The 13,592-nt window shown below is 61.0% G+C and carries 13 protein-coding genes; 12 read left to right on the top strand and 1 reads right to left on the bottom strand.

The window, feature by feature from the left end; translation table 11 throughout:
• The 9 genes from JTF07_RS01900 (at position 1) to JTF07_RS01865 (ending at position 4,641) form a co-directional block, all read left to right on the top strand.
• Complete coding sequence (locus JTF07_RS01900; RefSeq protein WP_204232635.1) at positions 1 to 345, top strand: DUF2190 family protein; 345 nt, start codon at positions 1 to 3, stop codon at positions 343 to 345.
• Between the two features lie 27 nt (positions 346 to 372).
• A complete protein-coding gene (locus JTF07_RS01895) occupies positions 373 to 1,452 on the top strand; it encodes a phage major capsid protein (RefSeq protein ID WP_204232634.1) in 1,080 nt (359 codons plus the stop codon).
• An 80-nt stretch (positions 1,453 to 1,532) separates the two neighbouring features.
• Positions 1,533 to 1,898: a hypothetical protein gene (locus JTF07_RS01890; RefSeq protein WP_204232633.1), complete on the top strand. Its 366-nt coding sequence runs from the start codon at positions 1,533 to 1,535 to the stop codon at positions 1,896 to 1,898.
• Entirely contained in the window at positions 1,895 to 2,341 is a 447-nt protein-coding gene (locus tag JTF07_RS20235) for a DUF6093 family protein (RefSeq protein WP_252199225.1), read from the top strand. The genes JTF07_RS01890 and JTF07_RS20235 overlap by 4 nt, the downstream gene beginning before the upstream one ends.
• The gene (locus tag JTF07_RS20230) at positions 2,302 to 2,700 is read left to right on the top strand and encodes an HK97-gp10 family putative phage morphogenesis protein (RefSeq protein WP_353843846.1); all 399 of its coding nucleotides are present in this window, start codon (positions 2,302 to 2,304) and stop codon (positions 2,698 to 2,700) included. The genes JTF07_RS20235 and JTF07_RS20230 overlap by 40 nt, the downstream gene beginning before the upstream one ends.
• A 60-nt stretch (positions 2,701 to 2,760) precedes the next feature.
• Positions 2,761 to 3,105 carry a hypothetical protein gene (locus JTF07_RS01880; RefSeq protein WP_204232631.1) on the top strand — a complete coding sequence of 115 codons (345 nt, stop codon included), beginning with the start codon at positions 2,761 to 2,763 and terminating at the stop codon, positions 3,103 to 3,105.
• A gap of 66 nt (positions 3,106 to 3,171) precedes the next feature.
• A complete protein-coding gene (locus JTF07_RS01875; protein WP_204232630.1) occupies positions 3,172 to 3,375 on the top strand; it encodes a hypothetical protein in 204 nt (67 codons plus the stop codon).
• Positions 3,376 to 3,377: 2 nt separating this feature from the next.
• Positions 3,378 to 3,899, top strand: coding sequence for a phage tail tube protein (locus JTF07_RS01870; protein ID WP_204232629.1), 522 nt, complete (start codon positions 3,378 to 3,380; stop codon positions 3,897 to 3,899).
• A 97-nt stretch (positions 3,900 to 3,996) separates the two neighbouring features.
• Complete coding sequence (locus JTF07_RS01865; RefSeq protein WP_204232628.1) at positions 3,997 to 4,641, top strand: hypothetical protein; 645 nt, start codon at positions 3,997 to 3,999, stop codon at positions 4,639 to 4,641.
• 311 nt (positions 4,642 to 4,952) lie between these two features.
• On the opposite strand, the gene JTF07_RS01860 is transcribed toward JTF07_RS01865, so the two are convergent.
• A complete protein-coding gene (locus JTF07_RS01860; protein ID WP_204232627.1) occupies positions 4,953 to 5,276 on the bottom strand; it encodes a hypothetical protein in 324 nt (107 codons plus the stop codon).
• A gap of 55 nt (positions 5,277 to 5,331) precedes the next feature.
• Here JTF07_RS01860 and JTF07_RS01855 point away from each other — a divergent pair, with 55 nt between their 5' ends.
• From JTF07_RS01855 to JTF07_RS01845, 3 genes are read left to right on the top strand one after another with little or no spacing between them, the layout of a single operon-like run.
• A complete protein-coding gene (locus JTF07_RS01855; protein ID WP_204232626.1) occupies positions 5,332 to 11,646 on the top strand; it encodes a phage tail tape measure protein in 6,315 nt (2,104 codons plus the stop codon).
• The gene (locus tag JTF07_RS01850) at positions 11,647 to 12,528 is read left to right on the top strand and encodes a hypothetical protein (RefSeq protein ID WP_204232625.1); all 882 of its coding nucleotides are present in this window, start codon (positions 11,647 to 11,649) and stop codon (positions 12,526 to 12,528) included.
• Positions 12,529 to 12,530: 2 nt separating this feature from the next.
• Positions 12,531 to 13,586 carry a hypothetical protein gene (locus tag JTF07_RS01845; RefSeq protein ID WP_204232624.1) on the top strand — a complete coding sequence of 352 codons (1,056 nt, stop codon included), beginning with the start codon at positions 12,531 to 12,533 and terminating at the stop codon, positions 13,584 to 13,586.
• Positions 13,587 to 13,592 lie beyond the last annotated feature (6 nt).

Below are 13,592 nucleotides of genomic sequence, written 5' to 3'. Positions count from 1 at the left end.
ATGGCGAAGAACCAGCTGTACCCAGAGAACAAGCACATCGCGGTCGTCGCTGACAAGGACTACACGTCCGGACAGCCCGCTGCAATCGGTGCCTACCGTGGCGTTGTCCTCGCCGATGCCGCCGAAGGCGAGCAGGTCACTGTGTGGCTCAACGGCTCCTACAAGATCGACGTCGCCGGTGCACTCACCGTCGGCCAGGTCGTGTACCTCGCTGCGAACGGCACCCTCACAGCCACTGCAGGCGCAACCGCGTTTGGTGTCGCCAACGTCGCCAAGGCGACCGGCACCGGTCCTGCTGAAGTTGCTCCATTCGGCATGATCCAGCCCGCACCTCCTGCCGCCTGACAACCCCCTCTGACTTAGGAGAACACTATGGAAACCATTGACCTCATGAAGGAGGGCTTCCGTCGGGCACCGAGCCGGGACGAGAAGGTCTTCGAAGCCGCATCCCTGTTTGCACAGGGCCGCAACAGCGGCAACCACCTCGCCCAGGCCGTCCTCATCGAAGCATTCTCCACCTCGGACTTCCCTGTCCTCCTCGGTGATGCTTTCGAGAAGCAGGCACTCAAGGCCTACAAGGACACCCCGCTCGAGTTCGAGCCAATCCTCCACGACACCACCGTCGAGGACTTCCGCCGCCAGAAGCTCGTCGACCTGTGGGGCGCCGATCCGTTCGAGCGCGTCAACCAGGGCGAAGAGTACAAGGGCGGAACCCTCAACGAGACTGAAGTCTCGCACGGCACCGGCAAGTTCGGCCGCAACTACGGACTGACGTGGGAGCTGCGTCTCGCACGCCAGTTCTCCGCCATGGCGAACTTCCCCAAGGCACTCGGCAACGGTGCAGTGAAGTCCCAGAACAACCTCGTCGCTGACACTCTCGTCGGCGACAGTGGTTGGGATTCCGGATTCTTCGGCACTGTCGGCACTGAGAAGCTCACCCCCGAAGCCCTCGACGCCGCGATCAAGGCTCTCGCACTCAAGGAGAACCACCGCGGGGAGCTCATCGACACCGCCGACCTCGTCCTGGTGCACGGCCCCGGTCTGCGTGGAGAAGTTGCACGCATTCTCACCTCGGCCCGCATCGTCACGAAGGTCACCAACGGATCCAAGGTCACGGAGACCGAGGTCGACAACCCCTACCGTGGCATCGTCGCACCACTCGAGTCCCGCACCATCGGTGGCCGACTCGGATCGGCGAACGCTGACGGCTGGGCCCTCGTCCACGGCAAGGCCTCCGACCTGCCTTCCCTGATTCGCACGAAGCTCGCCGGACATCCCGACGTCGACATTCGCGTGAAGCGCGATCAGGGCCAGTCTGTTGGCGGTGGCGAGATTTCCGTCGAGGATGGCTCGTTCAACGACGACACGATCTGGTATCGCGGCCGCTCCGTCGTTGGCATCGACCCGGCCTTCACGGTTGGCGTCTACGCCTCCAACGGCACCGCATCCTGATCCACCCCTCATGCACGGTCCCCGCTCCGCACTGACTGCCATCGTGTGGGGCGGGGAACGGCACAACGAAGGGAGTTGTGATGGCCGAATACAACGAACCGGTGCAAAAAGTGCGCCTGTTGATCGGCGACACGAATGCCGATGATCCGGACTTCGATGACGATCAGATCCGCGGTTTTCTCAGCATTGCGCGTGATTCCGTGTTGCGTGCTGCTGCGGACGCCCTGGACGCGATCGCCACGAGCGAAGCTCTGCTTTCGAAGAAGCTCACGACGCAGGATCGTGCCACTGACGGGCCTGCTGTCGCGGATGCGCTCCGTAAGCACGCAGCAGCATTGCGCGGACGCGCCAAAGAGGAAGAGGACGCGGAGGACGACGAACCGTTCTTCATGGCCTTCGACCTCAGTGGGCCTACATCGCAGGAAGGCGAGGAGATGCGGTTATGACTCGCATCGCACGAGGCCGACTCAAGGTGATCCCCGACGGGTGGAGTGCGCATGCGCGCCCCACCGCCTACGGATTCCTCACCGGTGACTGCACCGCCTACACGGTCGGCGCCCCCGGCGATTGGACCCCTGGCGGCGGCAGTAATCCCACTTACGCGCCCAAGTGGGAACATGCACCGTGTTCAGCCCAGTTCCTCGGCGGAGGATCCAAGCCGACACTCGTCGCCGACGGCATTGAGGTCATCGCATCCCACCGGATCAGTGTCCCCATCGCCTCCACATGGTTGCACTACGGGGACACCATCCAGGTCCTCGACAACCCCGACGACCCACACCTCAACGGGCGCGAGTTCCAAGTGCTGGTCGCGGAGTCCGGGACCACGAACTGGACCAGGGACTATCTGTGCCAGGACGTCAACGGACAGGAAGCGAGGGCCGCCTAGTGAGTTTCGATGCCAGTGAACTTCGAGCTCTCGGACACGACCTCACAAAGGCGGGGATGAACGCCCAGCGCGGTGCGCGAACGGTAGTCGCCAAGACTGCTGCAGACATCACCGCGGACGCTAAGTCATTCGCCCCTGTAGACACCGGGAACCTCAAGAACTCCATCGGTCACGACCTGTTCGACCAGAGCGGGGAGACGGGCGCCGAGATTGGACCCACCGCAAACTATGGCGGGTTCGTCGAATGGGGCACGAGTCGCATGGCACCACAGCCATACCTTGGCCCCGCATTTGATCGTCGAATACCGGGGTTCGAGAAAGCTCTCGGCGACATGATCGACGGCACATGGAAGGGGTGAAGCGTCCTGGACATCATCACCCTCAACACGTGGACTCTTGCCCGCCTCACAGCGATCGGCGTGGATGTTTACGACGGCATGGTCCCCGGATCTGTTCCCACAGCGGGCGGGTACATCAAGCCGTACCTGGCTCTGTGGTCGCAGCCGCTTCGTGAGCATTTCGAGCAACCCCTCGACTACTCGGCACAGGAGACCGCAGGGACACTCACGGTCACGGTCGCCGGCGCAACAGTCGGCACGGTCCGCAACCTCGCCCAAGAGGTTATTCGGAAGCTCAACAGAGTCCCGGTGTCTGGCGGGGGAGAGTATCGGCACGCTCAGCCGCATATCCCTATCCAGCACGACGACCAGGTGAGCCCCGCCCGGTTCTACATGCCGGTCGCGTTCGAATTCCAGCAACCGTAATCGCCCACGTCAACCTCAAGCCTCGGTATCCTCCGGGGCTTTCTCTCTGCCCGAAAAGGAGCCGCCATGGCCGACTTCAAGCACGCATGGGACCGACGTACCGGGAAGAAGCTCCCGTACAAGGTTCCTGCGTCTCACTTCAAGATCTTCTCCAGCACGCTTTCGCCCACACCTGTCCAGAAACGTCAGGACCGGGAGCATCCCACCCCAACACCCAGCCCCAATGTCGCCTCAGTCGTTGAGGTCGTCAACAAACAGGAAGGCAAGTAACCATGCCAACACCACTCGCAGATGGCAAGACGAAGGTCACCATCCTCCCCACCGCCCCCGCCGATCCCAAGGCGATCACCCTCACCGAGCTCGAAGCCGGCATTGAAGCATCATGCGCGATCATGATGTCCGACTACAACGTGGGCGCCGCAACTTCCGAGTCCGTCGACGAGAAGGCTCTCTGCCAGGAGGGCAACGCCTCCACTTGGGGTGCCAGCAACGGCACCATGGAGTTCACTCTCTTCCTCGACTACGACGACGAGAACAAGCTCGACCTCACCTCGGATAAGGGCAAGGCCTACGAGGCAGTGAAGACCAAGGGCACGGAAATCTACCTCGTGCAGCGCGAGACCTCGAAGACTTCCAAGGAAACCTGGGAGGTCGGCGACGAGTACGAATACTTCCACGGCATCGCCGACAACCCGACTCACGTCGACCGCACAGGGTACGTGAAGCGCAAGATCACGGCCGCGTTCCAGGAAATGGAACTCGAAGGTGTCGTCGCGGCCGCTGTCGGCGGCTGACCCATCCAAGACCCCAGTGGGCAGGTTCCTCCATGGCCTGCCCACTGGTCTACCCCCACATGGAGAACCCCACATCTTTCACATGGAGGAATAGATCATGGCTTTCAATCCCGACGACTTCATTGCAGGCATCAGCGCCGCGCAGACGCCTGTAACGATCTTCAAGGCCGCCGACGCGGCCGGTCATCTGCGCGCAGTCGAGGCTGATCTCGAGCTTCTGGCCGGATCCGATGACGAGCAGACCCTCGACGCCGGCGCTGAACGTGCCGAGCTGATCGAGAAGCGCGACCGACTGCAGAATGAACTGCAGGACTCCGCGGAGGAGTTTATTGTCCAGGCTCTCGAGCAGGACAGGATCGACGAGCTCACCAAGGAAGCGCGCAAGAGCGCGAAGGACCGAGCCGATCAGGCAGCCAAGGACGCTGCGGGTTATGCGCGTGAAGAGTGCAAGCGAGCCGAGATCGGCGACGGCAAAGAGATCAAGGATGCGGTTCGGCGAGCATCACTGTCAGCGTCCGAAGCTGTCATGCGCAAAGAGGCCGGCATTCACATCATCTCCCACGCGGTCGTCACCGACACCGGCGAGCGTGCCTTCACTCCCGAGCAGATGCGTGTCGTGTCCGAGAAGCTCGGGGATACGCAGATGGACAAGCTCTATAAGGCGTTCTACGACCTGACGAGCAATGACCCGGGAGAGCTCATCCCAAAATCGCGGAAGCCTGGGCCGACGGCCGAGGACTAAACGCACTCACGCAAACCCGCACGGCACGGGCATGGGGCCAACCCGTGTCCGTGCTACGCGGGGAACGTAAGCCAGGGAAGAAATGGTCGCAGAAAGACCGCTCTCTCGCCCTGGCCCTCACGCTTTACGAGGCAGACCTGTGCCAAGGGTGCGGTCAACCGATGTCGCTGTCGTCGGGCGAGCACCCGCATGACTACGAGGTGAAGAACACCCGGTGCATGGCGTGCGCGGAGATTGAGGAATTCCAGGATTCCGGCAAGGCAAAGGCACTCGACAGCGGAACTAAGACATACGTGGTCGTTGACGAGTAACTACCGCTTAAGTGCGGCAACCAAACGCACGATTAGGGCGGCGAAGGCTGAACCCACTGCCAGGAAAAGCGATGCCGCCAACGCGACCGTGAATATCACCTGGACCGCCACGTTTGATGCAGGCGGAATCGCGAAGTGACCCACGAGCAAGAGAACGAAGTAGAGGACTGCGGAACAGATCGCCACCAGAAGCAGCAGTACTGATCGCTTCTTGAGCTGGGTGTATCGACGCTCCCTGCCAGCTGGCGTCGACGCATCAGGCCGCGCTCCCGAGAAATCGGTAACCGGCTTGTACTGATATCCGTGCCTTTTCGTCCTGGCCATGGCTAGTCCTATCCATCCCGCTTGTAGTCACCAAATCATATAGGAGGCCACTGCCATGACCGAAGTTCGTAGCGTCTCCGCCCTGCTGTCGGTGAAGGTCAACCAGTACAAAGCCGACATGGCCGCAGCCGGTAAGGCTGCAGTGGACGCGGCGAACAAGACAGAGACCGCTTGGAACAAATCCACTACCGGCGCAGGGCGTGCCATGAAGGCGGCCCAGCAGTACAGCCAAGAAATGACCACTGTTGGTGCTGGACTCGCGACCTTCGGCGGTGTCGTTGTTGGGGCTCTTGGTCTAGCAACCAAGGCGACGATGTCGTGGGAGTCCGCCTGGACCGGCGTCATGAAAACGGTCGACGGGACACCACGCCAGCTTGCGGACATCCAGTCGGGCCTGCGCGATCTCGCGAAGACGCTGCCGACCACCCACGAGGAAATCGCCGCCGTCGCCGAAGCGGCCGGTCAGCTGGGCGTGAAGACCGACGATGTTGTGTCGTTCACCAAGACCATGATCGACCTCGGGGAGGCCACGAACCTTACCGCCGAAGAGGCGGCGACCTCGATCGCTCAGATCACGAACGTCATGGGCACCGCAGGCAAGGATGTCGGTCGCTTCGGCGCCACCCTCGTCGAGCTCGGCAACAACGGAGCGTCCACTGAGAAGGACATTCTCAACATGGCTCAGCGCCTGGCAGGTGCCGGCAAGCTCGCCGGAGCCACAGAGGCTGACATTCTCGCGCTGTCGAACGCGATGGCTTCTGTGGGCATCCGGGCAGAGCTCGGTGGTGGCGTGATGACGCGTGTCATGAACCGCATGTATGCCGACGTGAAGAACGGCGGCGAGGGACTGGAAGAGCTGGCCCGCGTCTCCGGTGTCACATCCAAGCAGTTCGCGCAGGCCTACGAAGAGGATCCCGTCCGGGCTGTCGCGATGCTCACCGACGGACTCAATGGGGTCAAGGAAGGCGGCGGAAACGTCGTCGAGACCATGAAAGAACTCGGCATCAAGGGCACCGAGGAAACGCAGGTCATGCTCCAGCTCGCTGGCGCTGGTGACCTTCTCACCGAGTCCCTGGACATGGGCAAGTCCGCCTGGGAAGAGAACACTGCCCTCATCCAGGAAGCCTCCAAGCGATACGAGACCGCCGAGTCTCGAATCAAGATCGCGGGCAATCAGATCAAGGACACCGCGATCACTCTCGGCGGCACCTTCGCCCCTGCGGTCGCCGGTGTCGTTGAAGGGGTCGGCAATCTCGTCGGCATCGTCGGGCAGGCACCAGAGCCAATGATCAAGCTCGGCGGAGCAATCGCCGGCGTAGTAGGCGTGACCTCCCTCGCCGCAGGTGGCTTCCTTCTCCTCGCCCCGCGGGTCGTCGACACGATCGACGCAGTGAACACTCTGCGCACGAAGTCGGAGGCGCTGGACAAGGTTCTCTCACTGCCGGGCGCATCGAAGGCAAAAGGTGTCATTGGTGGAGTCACCAAGGCGGCCGTTGCCGCTACGGGCGCTGTCACTGCCCTGATCGCGGCAGGTGCGGTGGCCGACATGTTTGCGGGCAATGTGAAGAGCACGCAGGAACTGACGAACGCGCTCATCCAGCTTGACGACCAGAACAGCCTGAGCGTGGCATCCCTAGACCAGCTGTTCGAAGTGACCGGATCTGGCGCCGCGCATATTAACGGATTCGGCGACGCCCTGGACGTTATCAACCAGAACGGGTTCCTCGGGTTCCTCGACAACGCCGGATCGATGTTTGGCATTTTCGATTCGAGTGCCGAACTTGCGAAGGACTCCATGGAAGCCATGGACCAGTCACTGAGCTCGATGATGTCCGCAGGCAACATGGACATGCTCGAATCAAACTTCCGGGCGGCCGCAGAGTCGGCCAAGGAATTCGACTACTCCGCTGGTGATGTGATCGCCAGCATGCCTACCCTTCAGGGCCAGCTCATCGAGCAAGCAAAGGCCATGGGATACGCGACAGATAATGCCACCCTGGCAAAAATCGCACTGGGTGAACTCCCTGTCAACGCGAGTGCGGCCGCCGGTGCCGTCCAAGGTGTGGGCAGCGCGGCCGGCGAGGCGTCGGACTCACTGTCGGACATGCTCGATGGTCTTGTGGCCCTCGGTCTGGCAAATCTGGACGAACGCGAAGCGATGCGGCAGTACGAAGCCGCAATCGACTCGGTCACCGAATCCATCAAAGAGAACGGCACCAGTCTCGACATCACCACCGAGAAGGGCCGAAACAACCAGGACGCCCTGGACGGTATTGCCAGCGAGGGAATTGCCGCAGCACAGGCCATGGCCGAACACGGTAGATCTCAGGAGGATGTCCAGGGGCAGTTGCAGAACACCTACGACGACTTGGTTGCCGCGGGTAAGCAGTTCGGTGTTGGTGGCGACAAGGCCAAGAAGATGGCTCGGGAAATCCTTGAGATTCCGCCCGGTGTCAGCGTGAAGTCGTGGATGGACGATGCCGCCAAGAAGGAGGCGAGGGCGACAAAGAAGGCAGTCGACGATATCGACAAGGACGTTCAAATCAACGTCCACTTCAACGTCACTGAGCCGAAGAACGGCATCAAGAACATGCCGGAGAACCTACTTAACCCGAACAGGAACCGAAGCAAAACACCTGGAAGCCTGAACCAGTGGGGACCAAAGTTCCACGGCGGCATCGACCTGATGCCCATGGCGGCCGGTGGTGTTCACTCGAACATTGCTGAGATGGTCAAGCCGAATACGTGGCGTGTTGTCGGCGACCGCATGGACGTCGACGAGGCATTCATTCCTCTCGATGGGTCGAAGCGGTCATGGAAAATCATGGTGGAAGCGCTCACCCGTATGCCTGGAATGATCCCCATGGCCAAGGGCGGAATTGCATCGGCTCAGTCCACGGTCGGCTCGGCCGAGGACCGTCTGAAAGCGGCTCGGCGTGCGAAACAGGACGCGAAATCGAAGTTCGCGAAAGCGACTGCGACTCGTCGCGTCCGTACTGCTGAGGACGAGTTGGCGGCAGCAAAGAAATCGCTCAAGGCTGCGAAGGAGAAAGCCAAGGACGACGAGCGTGCAGCCAAGGAAGCGAAGCGCATAGCCGACCAGAAGGCCAAGGAGGAGAAGGAACGCCGAGCACGTGTCGGCGAACTGCAGGGAGACCTCCGCACCGATGTGCGCCGCGGCAACATTCGCGACCAGGTCACCGGTGGGCTCAGCGGCGGGTACTCCGCTGTTGATCGCCTGTTTGATCTAGGCGGGAATCAGGACCTGTCAAAGGGCTCACGCTCACGAGCCACATCGTCGGCACGGACGTTCGAAGCGAACCTCAAAGCCCTGTATTCGCAGGCTGAGAAGATCGACGCCAAACTCAAGAAGGCCCAGGATAAGGCCACCGAACTCAAGGGCATCAAGGACTCGGTTGCCTCGAGTCTCCTCGGTGGCCGAGATCTCGATGTGGGAACGTACCAGACTCGTGAGAACGGGCAGTGGTCGTCGTACTCCAATCTGGGCCAGGCAGCGAAGTCCATGACCATGGACGTCGGAGCGATGAAGGCGTTCGCGGGGAAGCTGAAAAAGCTCACCGAACTGGGCATTCCCGGATCCATCATCCAGGAAATCGCCCAGGCTGGTGTGGCCGAGGGTTCCAACATGGCCGACAGCTTCATTGACGCCACGAGTGCTGAACGCAAGTCCTATCTGGGTGCTTGGTCCGATTACGAGAAGTACGCGAACCAGGCCGGCCAGTACGTCACCGAAGGATTCCACAAAGGCGGAGCTGCTGCCGCTGACGGTGTGGTGAAGGGTCTCGAAGGCAAGCAGAAGAACGTTGAGTCCGCGATCGCCAACCTGGCGAAGGTCATGGAGTCCACGTTCAAGTCTGTCCTGGGTATCCACTCGCCGTCGCGTGTCATGTCTGAGCTCGGTGGGTTCACTGCTGAGGGTCTCGTGCAGGGCATGCTCGGCGGGGTCACTGACGTGCAGTCAGCGGCATCCATGTTGGGTGCTGCGGCTGTGCCGAACATGATGGCTTTTCAGCCTGCAGACATGTCGATGGATGTGACCGCCAACCCGGTGGTCGCCGACGATGAGGGTCTGGCAGGTCTTGCAATGCAGGACATGTCGACCACCACGCTCGACGCCATGAGCCAGATGCAAGAGGCCGTGGCACTCGGCTGGGAATCGATGCTTCTGAACACGCAGACCGCGCAGGCGGGCATGCTGCTGGACACACAGTTGAACCAGACGGGAATGCTCACCACCACACAGGCCGCAAACGCGGGGAAACTGCTGGACACGCAAACACAACAGGCAGCAATGCTTCTGAACACTAAGACGCAGAACGCGGCCATGCTGTTGAACACGCAGACCCAGCAGGAAGCAATGCGGTCGACTGTGGCGTCGAAGCAAGCCGGGCAGTTGACGGCATCGACTGAGCAGCAGGAACTCATGCGGCTCATGCTCATCGACAAGCAAGGTTCGATGAAGAAGAAGTCCGAAGAAGACTTCGAATCGTTGAAGAAGACCACAGGCGGCAAGTTCGGTGACATGCGTCGGGCAACCGACGGCACCATGTCGGACATTTACGACGACTACGACATCCGTTTGGGCAGTCTGAAAGGGCTGAATAAGCGTGGTTTCGAGTCGATCTTGTCCACATCGAACACGAACATGGAAGGTGTTCGTGACGGCATCGATGCCCAGATGCGGGACGCAAAGCCCGAACTGGGTAGTCGTCTGAATAGTCTGATTGGGGTTCTGGGTAAGTTCACTTCATCGGTGAACAAGGCGTTCGGTGATGTTGGCGTGAAGCTGGCTGCCCCGAAGTCGTTGAAGTTCGAATCCGGTGGTGTGATGCCCGGGTACTCGCCGGGCCGTGATATCCACCAGTTCCGTTCACCCACAGCAGGGGATCTGTACCTCTCCGGCGGTGAGGCGATCATGCGGCCGGAGTGGACGCGTGCCATGGGTGGCGAAGCCGGTGTGAAGGCTCAGAACGATGCTGCTCGTCAGGGTCGTCTCGATGACCTGTTGCACGCTCAGTCCAACGCATTCGCATCAGGTGGGGTCTTCGGTCCCGTGCCTGGTGTTAACGCATTCGCTGATTCTGGTGTGTGGCGGAATCTGTGGGCGATCACGAAGGAGAAGTTCCCGAACGCAACATTGAACTCCGCCTACCGTGGCGGGTCGATCACGGCATCGGGGAACAGGTCGCACCACTCACGCGGTAACGCGATCGATACGTCACCGTCGATGGACATCTTCAACTTCTGGCGCAACACCTACGGTGCAGACCTGGCGGAACTGATCTACTCGCCCGCGAATGGGAAGCAGATCAAGAACGGTCAGAACTACATGTACACCGGCGCCGTCCGGGGCATGCACTACAACCACGTCCACATCGCGGCAGTGAAAGCGCTGTCCGAAGCGTTGGCAGGAGGACTGCCAGGTATGGGCGGCGAAATGTCTCACCCGTTCCTCGATCGTGCTGGTGCGAAGCCTGGTGACAACATGGCCAAGTCCTATGAGGCGGCGGCTAAGAAGCTCACTGAGCAGATCTACGCCAAGCACGCGAAGATGCTCCCTGATGGCATTGGTGGGCAACTCGGCAAGGGCATCATGTCCCAAGCCTCCGAGGGGCTCATCGGCAAGGCGAAGGACTACGGGAAGAACGCCGGTACGGCGGACTTCTCAAATGTCGCCAACGGGCCTATCAAGTCGATGGCCAAGCAGATGCTCGAGCAGATGGGCATGGGGGACCAGTTCGGTGACCTCAACTGGCTCCTCACAAGAGAGTCGCGATGGAACCCGAACGCCCAGAATCCAACGTCGACGGCCTACGGACTGTTCCAGTTCCTCAACTCAACATGGGGATCTGTCGGTGGCTCGAAGACCTCGGACCCGAAGATGCAGCTCGAGTACGGCCTCAAGTACATCAAGCAGCGCTACGGCGACGTTCAGGGCGCCCGGTCGTTCTGGGAACGCAACCACTGGTACGAGCAGGGCACCCAGTCCGCGAAGTCCGGGTGGGCTGTCGTGGGGGAGAACGGGCCCGAGCTCGTCAACCTCTCCGGCGGCGAGCAGATCCACAACGCCGCCGAGTCCCGGAAGCTACTGGCCGAGAACCGGACGTTCATCCCGAACACGGGCAGACCGTCGTTCGACCAGTCAGCGTTCACCAACGCTGTCGCCGGCGCCATCCAGGCCAACGAGATCAACCCCAACGACCTGGCCGACGCACTCTCGAAAATGCGAATCACGTTCAACGCAGACGGGCAGCAGTTCACCGGCGCCGTCACCGCAGTCGTCGGTGCTGGCTACGACCAGTCCAGGTCTCGCCTGTCGAAGTCATCTCAGAAGATCGGAGCACGCTAAATGGAACTCCACAACGGTGAGTTCGCGATCAATGGGTACAGGTTCGGGTGTGGGCACAACGCCAACGTGTCCACTCTCAACGCCACCGGTATCAGGTGGCGGGTGCAGGATCAGCCGAACCCGGTCGGGGACAACATCCTCGTCGGGCGGGATTTCATGGACCCTCAGCCCATCAAGTTCGGCATGTTCTTCCGAGGCGACACGGCTGAGGAAACGGCCCAGGTTGCGGCGGAATTCGCCAACGCCTGGGCCGCTGCCCGCGACCGGAAACCGGGCGAAGAGTCTGTCCTCGAGATCGGTGTTCACGGTCACACGGTTCGCGCCTATGGCCGGCCCCGAGACCTCGACATCGACGATTCGGAGATCTTCGCCCGCAAGCACGCCGACGGCACCGCCGTCTTCGACCGTGTTGACGGACTGTTCTACGGCGACCCCGACACCGGCGGGGGAGGGCAGGTGACTCTGTCCATCACCCCGCCGCAGTCGGCCGGCATCAAATCACCGATGCGATCACCGATCGTCACGCTCAAAGGCGGTATCAGGCAGGGCATCGTCACCAGTCCCGGCCTGAGAGCCACCAAGGACGTGACGATCACCATCCACGGCACCGTCAACCGACCAATAGTCGCGGGCGCCGGCTGGGAAATCGAATTAGGCACGAACCTTGCCTACGACAGATTCGTAGTCATCGACGCACGCGCCAAGACAGCCACCCGAGACGACGGCGTGAGCCTCGCCGGGAAGCTCACCCGCAAGTCCCGCCTTGATCAAATCCAAGTCCCCGCAGGGGCATCAGAATTCACATTCCGTGGCACATCACCCGATGGATCCGCCACGGCAACTATCCGTTGGGGTTCCGCCCACACAAGCCTAGGAGCATGATTATGGCCCTTTACCCAGTCCCATGGTTCACTACCGGCGGTATCGAAGGTGAAGGCGGCGCTGAAAACTACGGTGAGCTGGCGCGAGCGGCGACCTATGCAGGCACTATGGCAGCAACTGGAATTATTGAGCCCTCCGACTTTCGGGTCACTGCATTGCCAACTCCCGGGGCTGCCGTTCGAGTACACGAGGGTTCGGGGGTCATCAAGTCGACTTATCCGGGTGTGTTTGGACAATCGTATGTGGTTCAGGAGGATTCCTATACGGATGTCCCTGTTGCCCCCACCGGGTCATCTGGCGGGGCAACGAAGTACGTGTACCTGCTCATCGAAGACACCCAATTTACGGGGCAACCGCCCGCTTCAGTAGAGGACGGTCCGTACAACTCGTACCACGTGACTACGACGTTGCCACAGTTCCAACCGTACTTGTTGCTGGCGCAAATCGACCAGCCTGCGTCGCGGGCTGACATCCAGCCCGGCATGATTAAGGACCTGCGGGAAGTTGCGAACCCGATTGTTGGCCAGTTCACGTTTGCGCGTCCCCGCATTTCGGAAGATGACGGCGCGCAGATCAAGCTCACTAACCGGCTCACAGTTGACGGTGTGGGCCCATATTGGGGTGAGTTCTTCCCCGGCGGCGCGGGCGTCCCGAACGAAACTCGGCGGATGATCCCCAGCCGGGCCACGCACATGTCGATCCGTGCGGATTGGATGGGGATCAGTGTCGCCGGTGGTGTGAACTCGCATGGTCGTTACTGGATCGAATTCGGGGACCAGTACAAGGCACACGGCTGGCCAGGTGGGCGGCAGTACGAGTTCTATACGCAACAGTTCGGGTTCGATACGACGGGAGCCGGGTCGAACTACAAAGAGTCATGGCCGCTTATGGATCAGGTGTATATCCCGAAGAAGTTGCGCGGCAAAGAAGTGACGTTTGTTTTTAAAGCCGGGCTGAATGCCAGTGCGTCTACGGCAGGCATAACGATGGCAGCTTTGGGCGGCCTGGGAATGCATGTGGTGTTTTCCATGGCACCGCTTGACCAAGACATTATCTAAGGAGCC

This window comes from Brevibacterium sp. RIT 803 (assembly GCF_016892625.1).
GTDB lineage: Bacteria > Actinomycetota > Actinomycetes > Actinomycetales > Brevibacteriaceae > Brevibacterium.
This window is presented reverse-complemented; position numbering and strand designations above follow the sequence as displayed.

Bases quoted from the DNA above. Each gene is read 5' to 3' on its own strand.
- JTF07_RS01875 (WP_204232630.1), top strand. From the start codon at position 3,172: ATGGCCGACTTCAAGCACGCATGGGACCGACGTACCGGGAAGAAGCTC.
- JTF07_RS20235 (WP_252199225.1), top strand. From the start codon at position 1,895: ATGACTCGCATCGCACGAGGCCGACTCAAGGTGATCCCCGACGGGTGG.
- JTF07_RS01855 (WP_204232626.1), top strand. From the start codon at position 5,332: ATGACCGAAGTTCGTAGCGTCTCCGCCCTGCTGTCGGTGAAGGTCAAC.
- JTF07_RS01860 (WP_204232627.1), bottom strand. From the start codon at position 5,276: ATGGCCAGGACGAAAAGGCACGGATATCAGTACAAGCCGGTTACCGAT.
- JTF07_RS01865 (WP_204232628.1), top strand. From the start codon at position 3,997: ATGGCTTTCAATCCCGACGACTTCATTGCAGGCATCAGCGCCGCGCAG.
- JTF07_RS01895 (WP_204232634.1), top strand. From the start codon at position 373: ATGGAAACCATTGACCTCATGAAGGAGGGCTTCCGTCGGGCACCGAGC.
- JTF07_RS01850 (WP_204232625.1), top strand. From the start codon at position 11,647: ATGGAACTCCACAACGGTGAGTTCGCGATCAATGGGTACAGGTTCGGG.
- JTF07_RS01845 (WP_204232624.1), top strand. From the start codon at position 12,531: ATGGCCCTTTACCCAGTCCCATGGTTCACTACCGGCGGTATCGAAGGT.
- JTF07_RS01900 (WP_204232635.1), top strand. From the start codon at position 1: ATGGCGAAGAACCAGCTGTACCCAGAGAACAAGCACATCGCGGTCGTC.
- JTF07_RS01890 (WP_204232633.1), top strand. From the start codon at position 1,533: ATGGCCGAATACAACGAACCGGTGCAAAAAGTGCGCCTGTTGATCGGC.
- JTF07_RS01870 (WP_204232629.1), top strand. From the start codon at position 3,378: ATGCCAACACCACTCGCAGATGGCAAGACGAAGGTCACCATCCTCCCC.